The sequence below is a fragment of the Devosia sp. WQ 349K1 genome, assembly GCF_016595685.1.
Lineage (GTDB): Bacteria > Pseudomonadota > Alphaproteobacteria > Rhizobiales > Devosiaceae > Devosia.
The window spans coordinates 25339-41752 of sequence record NZ_JAENGO010000001.1; the positions used below are offsets into that span (position 1 = coordinate 25339).

A 16414-nucleotide genomic window follows, 5' to 3' on the forward strand; every position below is an offset into this window, starting at 1 on the left:
GGCGAAGTGTACGCCGAGCAAAGCAATCGTCTCGTTTTACGGTCGATGGACGAGATTGACCGCGGTCACGATGAGGCGCTCAACGGTTTTTCCCTCGTCGCTAGCTAGCGAACGGCAGGTGCCGTGCATGTGGAACGACTTGGTTTCTAAGCCAATCGCGAGAACAGCGTTGCCGACCATGGCATGAGCGCTTGCCGTGCTGCCAGTTCCCTCGATTGGGTCCAGCAACCGCACCTCGTCTTGGGTGAAGCCATTCGCTTCGGCCCATTCCCACGCGGCAATTTCAGCGGCTTGTTCAGCTTCGCTGAGTTCGGGGCGGCCCTTAAAGGCAGGCAGGTAATGTCGGCCTTGGGCGAGGGTTTCTAAAAAGCTTGGAATTTGATCTGGCGTGAGGCGGCCATAGCGGGCGCGCTGTGGCATGACAATGACCGAAGGGGCAAAGTGACAGCCGCCAAAGTGGGTGGTCTGCATCACGTCAAAGCCGAACGCTCCGGCTTGTTCTCGAAGGGCTTTGTAGATGGGGAAGCCATAGCGTGCGCAACACGCATTCACCTTGGCATCAGTGCAGCACAGAATGACCGGTCGCGGCAAAACGGGACCGCTCAGTGGCGTGCCGTCCGCCCAAGCGCGAATGAGGGCTGCGGCTTCGGTCTGATTTGCGGGTAGGGCGGTGCGGCTGTCGGGAAATGACACCAGTTCCAAGTCTGGGCCGCCGTCGCTCTCAAGCAGCCCGACATAGCGGTTCGGCCCGTAGGACTCGTGGATGGCGCGTTGCAGAACCTCATCCAAACCAGCCGACTGGTACCGTGGCCGACGCCATTTCCCTTTCGGCCAGCGGATAAACATGTGGCGCAGTGCCATTGCCCCGGTGCCAGCGAGCGGCTGGGCAATGGCGTAGTCAGTGCAAAAGTCCATGGTTGAGGTTCTGCAGCCAGGCTTTAGTCGGCGTTTGCTGGATCTACGCCGTAGATGGCGGCGATTTCGTCCAGCAACATGTTGGCGCAGAAAATGCCGCCGCCCGTGTTCCACACCAGTTCGCTCACGCGCTGGGCTTTGCCCGACTTGACGGCTTCAAGGTTCTGCCACAACGGGTCATTGGTCCACTCGGACAAATTCGCCTTGGCGTCTTCTGGGTCGGCATCATCGGAGAAGTAGAAGATACGGTCGCCGGCCATGTCCGGGATACGTTCCTTCTGGATTTCTTCTGCAAACTCATCCTTGTTCTGAGCTGCAGGACGTTGGAAGCCCATCTGGCTGAGAATGCCACCGGCGAAGGTGTCCTTGTAGTAAAGGCGGACACGACCGGGAGCGAAGCGTACCAGCGAGATCTCTTCAGCGAGCCCGTCACCAATCGAATTGGCGATCGTGGCGGCGCGGGCGTCGAAATCGGCCAGCGCCTGCTTGCCTTCCTCTGCCTTGCCGACGGCTTCGCTATAAAGGGTCATATTGTCCTTCCAGCTGCCGCTCAGATCCTCGGCGAAAACTGTGGGGGCAATGGCGGACAACTGGTCGTAAATCTTCTCCTGACGCACTTTGTTGCCAATGATCAAGTCTGGCTCAAGGCTGGCGATGACCTCCAGATTGACAGCATTTTCAGTGCCAAGGGCGACCGTGTCCTTGAGCGCTTCGCTCAAATGGGCATACCACGGATCGCCGTCCCAGCTCTGGACCGCGCCAACAGGGATCACGCCGATAAAGACCAGCGCCTCAGTGCCTTCATTGGTCAGCATGACCACGCGCTGTGGCGCGTCTGGAACTGTTGTAACGCCCATGGCGTGCGTCACTTCGCGGGCCACGCTCGATCCGGCGAAGCCAAAGAGCGCCGAGCTCAGCACAGCGGCTGTTAGGAGGGATTTGATCATGGTTATGTGGTTTCTCTTGCGGATAAGGAGCGGGCCCGTACTCGGGCCCGCGTTGAGGCTTATTTGCGGGTCGCTGGAAGCCCATAAATGGCTTCAATATCGTCGAGCATGACATTGGCTGCGAGGATGCCGCCGGCTGTATTCCATGTCGCGTCCGATACGCCCTGGGCTTTGCCAGCGGCGACTACGGGCAGCGCGGCCCACAGAGGGTCGGCCATCCATTCGGCTGCTGCCGTGTCTGCCGCGCCATCGCCAGTCTCGTAGATGAAGTAGAACAGACGGTCGCCTTGGAACTCAGGGATACGTTCCTTGGTCACCTCGTCGGCAAATTCGTCTCGGTCCTGGTTCGCTGGACGGGCAAAGCCGATCTGGCTCAGAATATTGCCGGCAAACGTGTCATTCAGGTAGATTCTTGTGCGTCCAGCCATGAAGCGAACAAGCGAAATCTCTTCTGCTTTGGCGTCGCCAAGCGCAGCGCTCGTGGCCGCGATACGCGCGTCATAGGCGGCAAACGCAGCTTCAGCTTCGGCGGACTTGCCGACGGCCTCCGCGTAGAGCTCCATGTTGATCTTCCAGTCGCCGCGCAGGCGCTCGGAAATCACCGTTGGGGCGATTGCCGACAGCTGTTCGTAGATCTGCTCATGGCGGATTTTGGTGCCGATGATCAGGTCTGGCTCAAGGGCAGCCAGAAGCTCGAGGTTAATCGCCGACTCTTCTCCCAGAACGGTCACATCGGCCATTTGATCGGCGATATGGTCATACCATGGGTCGCCAAGCCAGGAGCGGACCGCGCCGACTGGCGTAATGCCGACGGCGAGCAGTGCCTCCGTCCCTTCATTGGTCAGCACCACCACGCGCTGCGGCGCGTCTGGGACATCTGTCGTGCCCATGGAATGGGTGACTTCGCGGGCACCGGCCGATGACGCGAAGGCCGCAACACAAGCCACCGAGGCGGCGATTACAACAATCTTCAGATTGCGCATTTTGCACCTAACTTGACATTGATAGTCATGAATGCGCATAGCTCACACCAGAGTTTAACATGACTGTCAACTTCAAGTTTGAGGGCTAAGCTGAGTACGCCATCCGCACATCGCCAGTTCGGACCAATGCCCTCGATATATGCGGGTCTGATCATTACCCTCGTCGCCGCCGTGCTCATCAGCATCTGCGTCGGTTACCGAGTCTATGGCCTTGACCAAGTCTGGCAGGCCATTGTCGCCTATGACGGCTCGGAAACTGCCGTCGTCATTGCCAATTTGCGCTTGCCGCGCGCCTTGATCGCGCCACTGGTTGGGGCAGGGCTGGGCATCGCGGGCGTCCTCGTCCAGACGCTGTCTCGAAACCGCATTGCCTCGCCCGACACCCTCGGGTTGAACGCCGGTGCGTCCTTGGGCGTCGTCATTGCGAGTTTCTGGTTCGGTGTTGGGTCGCTGACCGGGCTATCAATCGCGGCCGCCATGGGTGCACTGGCAACAAGCGTGCTGGTATTTGCAATTGCTTCTAGCGCGGGCGGTCTGTCGCCCATTCGGATTGTGCTGATCGGGGTGACCTTTGCGGGCCTCGGGCACTCGCTGGTCGAAGTGGTCCTCAGCACCAATGAAGCGCAGCTCTCCCAACTTCTGTTCTGGCTTTCTGGCGCGTTTGTTGATCGCCCAATAGCCTTGGTGCAGACGGGGGCTCCCATCATTGCTTTGGGCGCGGTGCTTGCCATTGTGTTGGCGCGCCCGCTCGATGCTTTGCAGGCTGACGACTCGACAGCGACCGGCCTCGGGGTCCCCTTGTTTGCCGTGCGTGGCTTGAGCTTTTTGGCGGTGTCGCTGTTGACGGGCGCTTCAGTATCGATGGCCGGCCCGGTGGGCTTTATAGGCCTTGTCGTTCCGCACATTGCGCGTTGGCTGGTCGGTTTGAGCCATCGTCGTCTTATTCCAGCGGCAGCGCTGATTGGCGCCATCTATGCCACCACAGCTGATGTGGTCGCCCGCTTTGTCGTCTATCCCACGGAAGCGCCGGTCGGGGCGATCACTGCTGTTGTCGGCGGAATTGCGCTGCTGGTTTTGTTGAAGCGGAGAGCCGCATGACCCCTTCGTCTTCGGCTGTAACCCAGTATCGAAATGCGATGAGCCTTGTGGCCATCATCGCCGTCTTCGTCCTGCTGTCCCTCAGCGCTGTTGCCTTTGGTTCAACCTGGATCGCCTTTGATAAGATCATCGGCGTTATTCTCGGCGTTGGCGAGAAGACGCAGAACATCATCGTCCTGCAATTGCGCCTCCCGCGCGTGGTCATGGCCATTTTGGCTGGTGGCGGCATGGCGGTCGCCGGGTTTCTTCTGCAGAAGGTCACGCGCAATAGCCTTGCTTCGCCCGGCGTGCTGGGTGTTATTGACGGCTCGGCCCTGGGCGTAGTGCTGTTTCTGGCGCTGCTCTCCAACGAATCCAATGCGCTGGTCACCTCCATTGCCTATCAGCCTGTCGCGGCCGCAATCGGCGCGTTTTTGGCGATCACGCTCGTCTTCACCCTATCGGGACGCCAGGCCTCATCGGCGATCCGACTTCTGCTGTTCGGCATTGCCGTTGCGGCGGTTGCTAAGGCCCTCACCGTCATTTTCATGCTGATCGGGCCGATCTATCGCGCCACGCAAGCCCAGCGATGGCTAGCTGGCGCGGTCAACGAGGTGAACTGGGGGGAAATCCAGATCACCGCGATTGCGCTTCTGCCTATCATGATTTTGGTGCTGCTGGCCGCACGGCGTCTGCCACCTGCTGATCTCGATGAAGTTTCGGCGCGCTCCGTCGGGCTCAACCTGCCGGTCTTTCGCATCGTGATTTTCGCGCTCGCCGCGAGCCTGACCGCTCTCTCGGTCGCCTTTGTTGGCGCTGTCGGCTTCATCGGCCTTATGGCGCCGCATCTGGCGCGCTTGCTGGTTGGGCGCAATGTCTATGCCGGTATTGTCGCCAGCTTCCTGCTCGGCGCTATTTTCCTCGTCGGTGCCGACATGATCGTGCGGGTTCTGTTCTCGCCGATTGAGGTGCCCGCGGGCACTGTGACCGCCATTATTGGCGCTCCCTATTTTCTATTCCTGCTGATGGGCAAGCAACGCAATGACGGATAAATCCTGCTCCCGTATCGATGTGCGCGATCTCAGCCTTTCCTATGGCAAGGTCAATGTGCTGCAGTCTTTGTCACTGCCCATTGAGCGCGGTAAAATTACCGTTCTGGCCGGGCCAAATGGGTGTGGCAAGTCCACTCTGCTCCGCGCTATTCGCCGCCTGCATAAGCCCACCTCTGGTGGTATTTTCCTCGAAGAGCTCGACATTTCTCGGCTGGGCGAGAAGGCGCTGGCGCGACAGATCGGCCTTTTGGCCCAAAGCCCGTCCGCGCCGGAAGACATGACGGTTGAGGAACTGGTTCGGCTGGGCCGCTATCCGCACCAATCCATGCTGCAACCGTGGAGCCGGGATGATGCGTCAGCATTGGAAAGCGCCATGGCAGGGACGGGGGTGACCGCCTTGCGCGATCGTCGCATCGGGTCGCTCTCCGGCGGTCAGTTGCAGCGCGTCTGGATTGCGATGGTCTTGGCACAGCAGACCGACGTGGTGTGTCTCGATGAGCCGGTCAACCACTTGGACATGGCCCATCAGCTCGATTGCCTCGATCTCGTGCGGGAGCTCAAGGAGGGTTTTGGGCGCACTGTTGTGCTGGTGCTGCATGATCTCAATCTGGCGGCGCGCTATGCCGATCATCTGGTGTTTTTGCGCGATGGCGCCATTGCGGCCAGCGGATCGCCGGAAGATCTGATGACCGAAGACACTATTGCGCGCGTGTTTGACGTCCGTGCCCGTGTCATCACCGATCCTGTGCACCAGCGTCCCTTGTGCATTCCGCTGAGCACCGTCAGAGCCGCCGAATAGCGCATTCATGCGCTAGGTCCTGCGTGGTGCGCCCGCTTTTGTAGAGGGACGTTGGGCGGGGGGTGAAAGACATTGTCCCATCAATTCCGCCTGTGAAGTAGCTCTGCCGCCGCCGTAGCCCTGATGTCTTCAGCCGCCGAGCGTCATCCTCAGAATGGAACGTTGTCGTCGTCAGCGGTATTGATCTGTACTGGCGCTGAGACCGTCGGTATCCAAAACGGTATCGGGTCAGTCATCGCTATACGCTCCAGGTCATAAGAATCCACTTCTTGTTTAACCTTGTAGAACGCTGGAGCTTCAGCGCCCTCGAACCGTTCTTCAAATATTTTTGTAACAAATTTCATGTTTTGTTCGTCACAGCGCAGTCCAAAGTAGATCCCCTCGACCTTCAGGTCGGTGAAGTTGTAAAAGTCTCCGCTTGGTAGAGATAGTTCAGTGCGTGACCGCGCGCCTTTTGTATTTCTGGATACGATCCGATACTCGTCTTCTTCACTCCATGCGTTTGATTTTTCGCAGTATATCATGGACAAGTTTCTTTTGGATTTTGGCGAGCCGTCTTCAAGATTAATTACGTCATCGAGAATGACTTGTGGCCTCTTGTCTGCATAGTTCACTCGTTCAAAAATGAAGTCAGGGTCAGCTGGCGGGAAGCCGGATAGCTCTAAACAAAAACCTCGATGTGAGTCCGCATAGTAACTCCACATCTGTGGTATATCCCACCCGGCTGACATCGAGAAAACTCTGGGCATTCCAATTCTGGAACGGATGAAACCCTTTATGTGCACATAGCCCCTGTCCCCTGCGGGCATGTTCGGCAGATAGTGTTCAGGGGTGTCTTCGGAGAAAAGTTGTTTCCCCTCGTTCTCGGCAGCATCTATGTTCTCGAGAAATTTGCTTGCCATCGTCACATAGAAACCGCCAGAGCTAAGGCGGCTAATTCTCTTGAGCGATGATCGGATAGATTGAACATCCTTTTCTACGGAGATGTTCGGCTCACAATCGGTGGGGTCATTCAGCGCCGATTTCATGGGCATATATAAACTACCCTTTTCGACTAACATGACCAAATTCAGCCCCGTATGTGGGCCAAACGGTTGGAACTTATAGAAGCGGCTTGGTTTTTTAGCCAAAGTTGCCAATTCCTTTAGTCAGAATGTTCCGGCCTTCACTTAAATGGACGGCGTGTCGGTAGTGTATGAGATGCAATAATATTGTTTGATGTCAATCTTTTATTAGAAGTTATTCTTCTCAACTGCACCCCGTCGTCGTTCCGCACGTGTCACACTTCAAACACGTCCCATTCCTCACCATCGTAAAGTTGTGGCATTCGGAGCATTGGTCGCCGGTGTAGCCTTTCATTTGGGCTTCGGCGCGCAGGAGCCCCGCGTCCTTTGAGGGCGGCGGGGTTGGGAGGGGGGAGAGTTCGGCGGCGTTGAGCGCTGTTGGGCTCGGTTCGATTTTGAGGGCCGTGCCAGAACGCAGGGCTGTCACCGTGTTGGTGTTGATGCCCGAGGGTGACAGTCGGGAAAGTTCGGCTGTCGGGACGAGCATGAGTGACGTGTTCGCCGTGCGGCCGCGGGTCATGCCGCGCGAGACAAATTGTGCCGCAGGAACGGGTGTTGGGGCCGTGCGGGCGTCGTGGTCTTCGGCGACGCCTTTGCCCAGCGCCGTGGGCGTGTCGGGGTTAACATGGGCGAGGTCGTCGCGGTCGAGGTAAGACACGGCCAGCTCGCGGAAGACGTAGTCGAGAATGGAGGTGGCGTTCTTGATGCGGTCATTGCCCTGGACCATGCCTGCGGGCTCGAAGCGGGTGAAGGTGAAGGCCTCCACATATTCATCGAGCGGCACGCCATATTGCAGGCCCAGAGAAATGGCGATGGCAAAGTTGTTCATCATGGCGCGGAAGGCCGCGCCTTCCTTGTGCATGTCGATAAAAATTTCGCCCAAGCGACCATCGTCATATTCGCCCGTGCGGACATAGACCTTGTGGCCGCCGACCACCGCCTTTTGGGTGTAGCCCTTGCGGCGGTCCGGCATTTTCTCGCGGTCGCGCAGGCGTTCGACAATTTTCTCGACAATGACTTCGGTGCGCGCAGCGGCGGGCATGGCGGCCAAGGTCTCCACCACGTCGTCTTCGTCGTCATTATCATTGGCGAGAAGCGAGGCGTTGAGCGGCTGGCTCAGCTTGGAGCCGTCGCGATAGAGCGCATTGGCTTTGAGACCCAAGCGCCAGGACTGCATATAGGCGTTTTTCGTGTCCTCGATCGTCGCATCATTGGGCATGTTGATGGTTTTGGAAATCGCCCCGGTAATGAAGGGCTGAGCGGCGGCCATCATCAGAATATGGCTATCCACCGAGAGGTAGCGCTTGCCGATTTTTCCGCAGGGGGTGGCGCAATCAAAGACCGGCAGGTGTTCGGCCTTGATGTGCGGCGCGCCTTCGAGCGTCATAGCTCCGCAGACATGGGTGTTTGCGGCTTCAATCTCGGCCTTGGAGAAGCCAAGGAAGGACAGAAGCTCAAAACTTGGATCGGCGAGTTGGGCGCCGGTAACCCCAAGGGCTTTGAGGAAGTCGACCCCAAGCGTCCACTGATTGAAGACGAACTTGATGTCGAATGCGGACTTGAGCGCGCCGTTGAGGGCTTCAACCTTGTCCTCTGTAAATCCCTTAGTTTTCAGGCTGGCCGGATTGATGGCTGGTGCTTGATTGAGATTGCCATGGCCTACGGCATAGGCCTCCATCTCGGCGATTTGGCTTTCGGAATAGCCTAGGGTGCGCAGGGCCGGGGGCACGGCGCGGTTGATGATTTTAAAATAGCCGCCACCCGCGAGTTTTTTGAATTTTACCAGCGCAAAATCGGGCTCAATGCCGGTGGTGTCGCAATCCATGACGAGGCCAATGGTGCCCGTGGGTGCGATCACGGAGACCTGCGCATTGCGGAAACCGTGCTCACTGCCCAAGGCGAGCGCGTCGTCCCAGGCTTGCTTGGCACGCGCGGCGAGCGTGGCGTCAGAGAGGTTGGCGTGGTCGAGGGCGACTGGCGCGATAGAAAGGCCTTCGTAGCCGGAGGTTTGACCGTGAGCGGCGCGACGGTGATTGCGGATAACGCGCAGCATGTGCGCGGCATTGCGGGGATAATCGGCGAAGGGGCCGAGTTCCTTGGCCATTTCGGCTGAGGTGGCGTAGCTGACGCCAGTCATGACGGCGGTGATCGCCCCGGTGATGGCGCGGCCGTTGGCGCTGTCATAGGGAATGCCCGAGGTCATGAGATAGCCCCCGATATTGGCGTAGCCAATGCCGAGCGTGCGGTATTCGAAAGAGCGGGTGGCAATGGCGCGCGAGGGGAACTGCGCCATCATCACCGAGATTTCGAGCACAATGGTCCAGAGGCGGACGGTGTGTTCGAACGCCTCGGTGTCGAAACTCCCGTCGGCCTGACGATAGGGCAGCAGGTTGACCGAGCAGAGATTGCAGGCCGTGTCGTCGAGGAACATGTATTCCGAGCACGGATTGGAAGCCGTGATTGGGCCCGCGGCGGGGGACGTGTGCCACTCATTGATGGTCGTGTGGAATTGCAGCCCTGGATCAGCCGACGCCCAGGCGGCGTGGCCGATCTGATCCCACAGATCGCGCGCCTTTAGCGTCTTGAAGGTGCTGCCATCGCGGCGACCGGTGAGAGCAAAATCCGCGTCGGCTTCGACCGCGTGCAAAAACGCGTCGGTGACGCGAACGGAATTGTTCGAGTTTTGACCCGAAACAGTCAGATAGGCTTCGCTGTCCCAATCGGTATCGTAGACCGGGAAGTCGATGTCGGTAAAACCTTGGCGGGCGAATTGGATGACGCGGAAAATGTAGTTTTCCGGCACCAGCGCCTTTTTGGCGGCGCGGACCTCACGCTTGAGGGCGGGGTTTTTGCTGACGTCAAAGCAGTCATCGCCCACCCCGCCTTCGCAATTGATAGCGGCCTTCATGACGGCCTTCAAATGCTTGGAAACGGTTTTCGAACCGGTCACCAGAGCGGCGACCTTTTGCTCTTCTTTGACCTTCCAGTTGATGAATTCTTCGATGTCGGGATGATCGATATCGACGACCACCATTTTGGCGGCGCGCCGTGTGGTGCCGCCCGATTTGATCGCCCCCGCAGCGCGGTCGCCAATTTTGAGAAAGCTCATCAGCCCGGAGGACTTGCCGCCGCCCGAGAGTTTTTCGCCAGAGCCGCGCAGGGCGGAAAAATTGGTGCCGGTGCCGGAGCCGTATTTGAAAAGGCGCGCTTCGCGGACCCAAAGGTCCATAATGCCGTTTTCATTGACGAGATCATCGTCGACCGACTGGATAAAGCAGGCGTGTGGCTGCGGATGTTCATAGGCCGAGGTGGAGGCCGTCAGTTCGTGGGTGAAGGGATCGACGTAATAGTGGCCCTGACCGGGGCCGTCGATGCCATAGGCCCAGTGCAGGCCCGTGTTGAACCATTGCGGCGAGTTCGGTGCGACGCGCTGAGTGGCGAGCATGTAGCACAGCTCGTCATAAAAGGCGCGGGCGTCGTCTTCGGTGTCGAAATAGCCGCCTTTAAAACCCCAATAGGTCCATGTGCCTGCAAGGCGATCAAAGACCTGACGGCTGTCGCGCTCGGAGCCATAGCGCTGGTCGGCGGGCATAAGCGCGAGGGTGGCTTCGTCCGGAACCGAACGCCAGAGCCATGAGGGGACCGCGTTCTCTTCGACGCGCTTGAGCGCAGCAGGGACACCCGCTTTGCGAAAATATTTTTGGGCGATGATGTCGGTGGCGACCTGCGACCAGCTCGCTGGGATGGCGATGTCTTCGAGCTTGAAAACGGTCGAGCCATTGGGATTACGAATTTCGCTAGTGGCGGAGCGGAAGTCGATGGTCGCATAGCGATCAGAGGTGGCGGTCGTAAAACGGCGGGTGATACGCATTTCGGTCTCTGGGCTCTGGTGTTGGACGGCTCACACAGGAGTATTGAAGAGTATGAAAAGCCCGAATGGCGTGAGAGTCGAGACGCTATTTTGCGAGTGTGATCATACCATCCCTAGTGGCGAATTTTGATCCAACGTCAAAATCTAGTATTTTATATGGATATAGGAAGCGCGCTTCACAAGCCTTCGCACTCCTTAATTTAGGGCGCGCGGATGCTCCGTAAAGGCTGAGGTTTTGCCCATAGTGCGCGATGCCAGTTGCGGAATTCAGATTGGGCTTTCGGCCTTGAATCAGGCGCGGGAGTGTCAAGCGCAAGAATTTGGTCAATGGCTTTGCGGTAATAGGCCGGGGATAGAAAAAGCCCTTTGGTGGGTCCGATTGTCGCAAGAAAGAATTGGATCAGGGGGCAGGCCATGCTAAACCGCCCAGAGTATTGACGACCAATTCTTCTGGAATCGACAAGTGGCCAAGTCCGGTATCAAGCAATTCCTGAGTGAAATCTTTGCGTGGTGGGGTGGCAACACCTGGGGGACACGCCTTTGGATCAAGCGCTTTGGCGAGTATGTGGGCTCCGATGAGTTCGGCAATCGCTATTATCAGGATCGCAAAGCGAACCGTCGCTATGTTACCTATGCGGGTGGCTTTGCTGACGCTTCGGCGATTCCGCCCGGTTGGCATGGTTGGATGCATCACCGCACGGACACTGTGCCGAGTGGAGCAAATTACCAGCCTCGCGCTTGGGAAAAGCCGCATGAGAAGAATCTCACTGGCACTGCCGCAGCCTACCGTCCTGAAGGTAGCTTGCTGAAGTCCGGTGAACGTCCGCAGGTTACCGGCGACTACCAAGCGTGGTCGCCCGAATAAGGATTTTGGGCTTGCCCTTTCTCCGTCGTCTCATTTCTCGGTCGCTGCTGGCAGCGACCGTTTTTGCTTTCTCGGCCCCCGCATTCGCGCAGCCGATTGCCAACCCCATCGCGACCTTTGCTGGGCTCGATAAAATTACGGGGCGCATCACCCGTTTTGACGTCTATATTGATGAGACGGTGTTGTTCGGCGCCCTCGAGATGACGCCGCGTGCCTGCTACAATCGGTCGAGCAAGGACACGGTGCAGCGCACTTCAGCGTTTTTGGAAGTCGATCAGCGCAGCCTCGACGGGTCTGCAGAGCGGATTTTCACGGGCTGGATGTTTGCCGATAGTCCCGCACTCAACGCAGTCGATCACGCCGTTTATGACGTCTGGCTGATTGAGTGCAAAACCTCGACCGACGTACCGCCACCAGCCAATAGATAGTCTGGATTTCCCCGCGCATTTGGAGGCATACTGACCCGATCAGCGTTTGATGGGGAGTGAGATGCTGACTGAACCCAAAATTGTCGCGCGTGAAGCGCAGACCTTCGCCTTTATGCGCGTGGTTGTACCTCAGCCTGAGATTGGCCGTGTCGCGCCGCCGCTTGTCGATCAGCTTATTGCTTGGATTGAAGAGATGGGTGGGACCGTCGCCGGCCGATCCTTCTTCAATTATCCGCGCTGTTACTCAGATGGCGGCATGGAAGTGATCGTTGGCGTACCGACGACCACCATCATGACCCCATCAGGGGAGGTGAGCACGGCAATCTTGCCCGCCGGGCGCTATGCCTCCTTGCACGCCAATGTCGACTATCACCAGTTGCATGATGCCAATCGGGTCTTGAGCGAGTGGGTTGAACGGGAAGGCTTGGAGCTTGATGGCCGGCGCGACGGGCAGGGCTCGTGGAGCGATAGCACACGTCTTGAGATTTATCACCTCGACCCCGGCGAGCATCCCAGCGGAATGCCCGTCACCGAGATCGCTTTCCGGTTAATGCGTTGAGTCAGTAAAGCGCGTCTAGCGTGTTGTAAAAGCGAAACTTTTCTGCGTTCCACTCGACCCCGTAAAGGTCGAGGAAGGGCCGGACGTGCTCCTGTCCGACATTGTAGGCGATGGAGCGGCAGGCAATTGAAAGGTCTTGCCACACATCGGCCGTTCCCAGGCGGGTGCAATCGACCATGCCGGAGAAGCGCTCATCGTCGCTCAGAATATTGGGAGCTGAAGGATCGCCGTGGGTGACGATCAGCTCACTCTCTGTGGGCTTATTGACGTTGAGCCAGGCGATCACGTCCTCCGCCGTAGAGCCGATCCAGTCCTGATCGAAATCGCTTTCATCAACGAGCTTTGCCGCAGCGCGTTGGGTGCCGAGAGCGATGCGAGCCTTGATGGAGTGATCGAAGGGGCATTGGCGCGGGTCGAGCGCATGCATGCGCTTGAGGCCCTGCGAATAGGCGCGGATGAACAATTCGGGTTTGTCGCGCAGGTGCGTCAGGTCTGAACCGGGCACGGCACTCATCAGCAGCCAGACACGGTCGGCGCTCTGTTCGGCGTCGATGACGCGCGGGGATTTGAAGCCCATTTTGGTGAGCCAGTTCAGCCGTTCGATCTCGCCGGGGAGTTCGGCGAGAGGGTGGTTGGCTTCCGATTTCAGGAAAACAGAATTGCCGTCACGAAGCGCAATTTGCCAGACCGAAGCGGCAGACTTGCCGATGGTAATCTTCTGCCACTCGAGGTCCTTGAGAGGCGCAAAGCTCTCAGGCAGGTCGGTCGGTTTGCTCATCTATCTCTTCCCATGCCCACCAATCTCCCATGTGTTCGAGAGATTTAGCCAAGCGTTCCTCATAGTCTTCGCGTGGTATCTCAATTCCGCCTAGCGAGGCTAGATGTGGCGTGAGGAATTGGGTGTCGAGGAGAACGAAATTTCCCGCGCGGAGGCGTTCCACAAGATGGGCCATAGCCGCTTTTGAAGCGTCAGTTTGACGATGGAACATGCTCTCGCCGAAGAAGGCGCCGCCAATGGCGAGACCATAAAGTCCACCAACCAATTGCTCGCCGTCCCAAACCTCAACCGTATGGGCAATGCCGCGCTCAAATAGCTCGCCATAGACGGAGCGAATGGTCGAGTTGATCCAAGTCGAATGTCGATCTTTGCCGACAGTGGAACAGCCATCGAGAATGCCGTCCCAATCACTATCGACGCGAATGGTCCAGCCCGATTTCCGCATGGTTTTGCGCAAGGATTTGGAGGCGTGGAACTTCTCGAGCGGAATGATGCCGCGCTCTTCGGGGGACACCCAAAAGACGTTCTCATCGGTAGCATCTTCCGCCATCGGAAATATGCCCGAGCAATAGGCGCGGATGATCAGTTCTGGAGTGAGTTCGATGTCGAACGGGTCTTGAGGGTCGGTCATGGGAATATGATAAGGGGCGCTTGCGCGCCCCTCAAATGATTAGACCTTGTTCTCAGCCAAGAACTTTTCCAGCCAATGGATGTCGTAGTTGCCGTTTTGAATATCGGCTTCCTTGATCAGGCGCTGGAAGAGCGGGAGCGTGGTCTTGACGCCATCGATGACGAACTCGTCGACCGCACGGCGCAGACGCTGCAGGCATTCTTCGCGGGTGCGACCGTAAACGATCAGCTTGCCGATCAGCGAGTCATAATAGGGCGGGATCTTGTAGCCCTGGTAGACGGCGCTATCGACGCGCACACCAACGCCACCAGCGGGGTGGTAGAAGGTGATCGTGCCGGGTGACGGCGCAAAGGTCTGCGGATCTTCGGCGTTGATACGCACTTCGATCGCATGGCCAGTGAACTTGACCTGATCCTGCGTCATCGAAAGCTTTTCGCCCGAAGCAACGCGGATCTGTTCGTACACGAGGTCGATGCCGGTGATGCGTTCGGTGACCGGATGTTCCACCTGCAGGCGGGTGTTCATTTCAATGAAATAGAACTCGCCGTTTTCGTAGAGGAACTCGATCGTGCCAGCACCGGAGTACTTGAGCTTGCGCATAGCGGCAGCACAAATTTCGCCGATCTCGTCACGTTCTTCCGGCTTGATGGTTGGACCACCAGCTTCTTCCCAGACCTTCTGGTGACGACGCTGGAGCGAGCAATCGCGCACGCCGAGGTGCACGGCATTGCCCTGACCGTCGCCCAGGATCTGCACTTCGATGTGGCGTGGCTTGCCCAGGTACTTTTCCATGTACACAGAGTCATTGCCGAACGCGGCCTTGGCTTCCGAGCGCGCAGTGGACCAAGCGACCAGCAGGTCAGCTTCAGTCTGCGCCACCTTCATGCCACGACCACCGCCACCAGCGGTTGCCTTGATCAGGACCGGATAGCCGATGCGACGTGCATCTTCGAGGGCCTGTTCTTCGGTTTCCACGGCACCGGCAGAACCCGGAACAACGGGAATGCCAAGCTCAACAGCGGTCTTCTTCGCGGTGATCTTGTCGCCCATGATTTCGATATGGTGCGACGAAGGACCGATGAAGGTGACGTTGTGCTCGGAGAGGATCTTGGCGAAGCGTGCGTTTTCCGAAAGGAAACCATAGCCCGGGTGCACAGCGTCGGCGCCAGTGATCTCACATGCAGCCATGATGGCTGGAATGTTGAGATAGCTGTCCTTGGCGGCGTTTGGGCCGATACAGACGCTTTCGTCCGCAAGGCGAACGTGCATGGCATTGGCGTCAGCCGTGGAGTGAACCGCCACGGTCTGAATACCCAATTCCTTACACGCGCGCAGTATGCGCAGCGCGATTTCACCGCGATTGGCGATCAGGACTTTCTGGAACATGGTCGCCCCCTTACTCGATGACGACGAGCGGCTCGCCATATTCAACGGGCTGAGCATCCTCGACCAGAATGCGGGTGATGGTGCCGGAGCGGTGTGCTGGGATCTGGTTCATGGTCTTCATCGCTTCGATGATGAGGACGGTCTGACCTTCAGAAACCTTGGTGCCGATTGCAGCGAATGCTGGTTTGCCTGGCTCTGGAGCCAAGTAAGCAGTGCCAACCATTGGCGAGGTCAGCGTGCCTGGGTTCGATGCCAGATCTTCTGCCTTCGGTGCAGCGGCTGGGACGGAGCCAGCAGGCGCGGCTGGTGCAGCAGCGGCCGGAGCTGGCGCTGCGTACTGGATCGGCGCCTGAGCATAGACAGGAGCTTCGTTCGGATAGGAACGGGTTACGCGGATGCGCATTTCGTCCTGTTCGATTTCGATCTCAGCAAGGTTTTCCTTGTTGAGGAGTTCGGCGATGGCGCGGATCAGATCCTGATCCACTGACGATGACTTGGTCATTCTTGTCGGTCTCCCGCTTCTCGCGTTGAAGCGTTATTTGAGTTTGTCGGCCAAGGCCATGAGGGCCAGTTTATATCCAAGTGCGCCAAAGCCGCAAATAACGCCGAAAGCCACCGACGACACATAGGAATGATGTCGGAAACTTTCGCGCTGATGGATATTGCTCAAGTGAACTTCAGCCACCGGAAGGGCCACGGCGCGTAAGGCATCGTGGATGGCGACTGAGGTGTGGGAATAAGCGGCTGGGTTTATCAAAATGCCGTCGGCCGTTTTCCGGGCATCTTGAATCCAGGTGACCAGCTCACCTTCGTGGTTAGACTGACGAAAATCGATAGCTATGCCCGCGTCTTTTGCAGTCGCGAGACAAAGGTTCTCAATGTCTTTGAGAGTTTCCGAGCCATAGGTCCCCGGCTCGCGCGTGCCGAGCAGGTTGAGGTTCGGGCCATTGAGGACAAGAACGCGTTTCGTCATGATCTTAGTCTTGTGCATTGCCATTCATAGTCGCTGCAAGGGCGGTTATACGAAATGCACCGAAAACGCCAAGGAAAACGGCGTTG

At 58.0% G+C, this 16414-nt stretch carries 16 protein-coding genes; 6 read left to right on the forward strand and 10 right to left on the reverse strand.

Annotated features, from left to right (window positions below; all coding sequences use genetic code 11):
- Positions 1-36: 36 nt before the first annotated feature.
- From JHL21_RS00085 to JHL21_RS00095, 3 genes are read right to left on the reverse strand one after another with little or no spacing between them, the layout of a single operon-like run.
- Complete coding sequence (locus JHL21_RS00085; RefSeq protein WP_200211128.1) at positions 37-915, reverse strand: sucrase ferredoxin; 879 nt, start codon at positions 913-915, stop codon at positions 37-39.
- 23 nt (positions 916-938) lie between these two features.
- On the reverse strand, positions 939-1862 hold the full coding sequence (locus JHL21_RS00090) for an ABC transporter substrate-binding protein (protein WP_200211130.1): 924 nt from the start codon (positions 1860-1862) through the stop codon (positions 939-941).
- Positions 1863-1921: 59 nt separating this feature from the next.
- On the reverse strand, positions 1922-2845 hold the full coding sequence (locus JHL21_RS00095; RefSeq protein ID WP_200211132.1) for an ABC transporter substrate-binding protein: 924 nt from the start codon (positions 2843-2845) through the stop codon (positions 1922-1924).
- Between the two features lie 126 nt (positions 2846-2971).
- Between JHL21_RS00095 and JHL21_RS00100 the strand changes: the two genes are divergently transcribed.
- Genes JHL21_RS00100 through JHL21_RS00110 form a run of 3 tightly spaced genes read left to right on the forward strand, consistent with a single transcriptional unit; the run spans position 2972 to position 5773 of the window.
- Entirely contained in the window at positions 2972-3943 is a 972-nt protein-coding gene (locus JHL21_RS00100; RefSeq protein ID WP_210338819.1) for an iron ABC transporter permease, read from the forward strand.
- A complete protein-coding gene (locus JHL21_RS00105) occupies positions 3940-4974 on the forward strand; it encodes an iron ABC transporter permease (RefSeq protein WP_200211134.1) in 1035 nt (344 codons plus the stop codon). Before JHL21_RS00100 ends, JHL21_RS00105 begins: the two co-directional genes overlap by 4 nt.
- A complete protein-coding gene (locus tag JHL21_RS00110; RefSeq protein WP_200211136.1) occupies positions 4964-5773 on the forward strand; it encodes an ABC transporter ATP-binding protein in 810 nt (269 codons plus the stop codon). Before JHL21_RS00105 ends, JHL21_RS00110 begins: the two co-directional genes overlap by 11 nt.
- A 149-nt stretch (positions 5774-5922) precedes the next feature.
- Here the strand turns inward: JHL21_RS00110 and JHL21_RS00115 are convergent, their stop codons facing one another.
- Positions 5923-6903: a DUF2971 domain-containing protein gene (locus tag JHL21_RS00115; protein ID WP_200211138.1), complete on the reverse strand. Its 981-nt coding sequence runs from the start codon at positions 6901-6903 to the stop codon at positions 5923-5925.
- 118 nt (positions 6904-7021) lie between these two features.
- A complete protein-coding gene (locus JHL21_RS00120) occupies positions 7022-10708 on the reverse strand; it encodes a vitamin B12-dependent ribonucleotide reductase (protein WP_200211139.1) in 3687 nt (1228 codons plus the stop codon).
- A 478-nt stretch (positions 10709-11186) separates the two neighbouring features.
- Here JHL21_RS00120 and JHL21_RS00125 point away from each other — a divergent pair, with 478 nt between their 5' ends.
- The 3 genes from JHL21_RS00125 (at position 11187) to JHL21_RS00135 (ending at position 12560) form a co-directional block, all read left to right on the forward strand.
- Positions 11187-11573, forward strand: a complete 387-nt coding sequence (locus JHL21_RS00125) for an NADH:ubiquinone oxidoreductase subunit NDUFA12 (protein ID WP_182395992.1) — start codon at positions 11187-11189, stop codon at positions 11571-11573.
- A gap of 44 nt (positions 11574-11617) precedes the next feature.
- The gene (locus JHL21_RS00130; protein ID WP_248305862.1) at positions 11618-12001 is read left to right on the forward strand and encodes a DUF2155 domain-containing protein; all 384 of its coding nucleotides are present in this window, start codon (positions 11618-11620) and stop codon (positions 11999-12001) included.
- Between the two features lie 61 nt (positions 12002-12062).
- Positions 12063-12560, forward strand: a complete 498-nt coding sequence (locus JHL21_RS00135; RefSeq protein WP_200211141.1) for a GyrI-like domain-containing protein — start codon at positions 12063-12065, stop codon at positions 12558-12560.
- Between the two features lies 1 nt (position 12561).
- Here the strand turns inward: JHL21_RS00135 and JHL21_RS00140 are convergent, their stop codons facing one another.
- Genes JHL21_RS00140 through aroQ form a run of 5 tightly spaced genes read right to left on the reverse strand, consistent with a single transcriptional unit; the run spans position 12562 to position 16328 of the window.
- A complete protein-coding gene (locus JHL21_RS00140; RefSeq protein WP_200211143.1) occupies positions 12562-13338 on the reverse strand; it encodes an APH(3') family aminoglycoside O-phosphotransferase in 777 nt (258 codons plus the stop codon).
- The gene (gene aat / locus JHL21_RS00145) at positions 13313-13969 is read right to left on the reverse strand and encodes a leucyl/phenylalanyl-tRNA--protein transferase (protein WP_200211144.1); all 657 of its coding nucleotides are present in this window, start codon (positions 13967-13969) and stop codon (positions 13313-13315) included. The genes JHL21_RS00140 and aat overlap by 26 nt, the downstream gene beginning before the upstream one ends.
- A gap of 39 nt (positions 13970-14008) precedes the next feature.
- Positions 14009-15355 (reverse strand): acetyl-CoA carboxylase biotin carboxylase subunit, encoded by a 1347-nt coding sequence (accC, locus tag JHL21_RS00150; RefSeq protein WP_169193769.1) that lies wholly within the window; start codon positions 15353-15355, stop codon positions 14009-14011.
- A gap of 10 nt (positions 15356-15365) precedes the next feature.
- On the reverse strand, positions 15366-15857 hold the full coding sequence (accB, locus tag JHL21_RS00155; protein WP_169193770.1) for an acetyl-CoA carboxylase biotin carboxyl carrier protein: 492 nt from the start codon (positions 15855-15857) through the stop codon (positions 15366-15368).
- Between the two features lie 33 nt (positions 15858-15890).
- Positions 15891-16328: a type II 3-dehydroquinate dehydratase gene (aroQ, locus tag JHL21_RS00160; RefSeq protein WP_182395835.1), complete on the reverse strand. Its 438-nt coding sequence runs from the start codon at positions 16326-16328 to the stop codon at positions 15891-15893.
- Between the last annotated feature and the right edge of the window lie 86 nt (positions 16329-16414).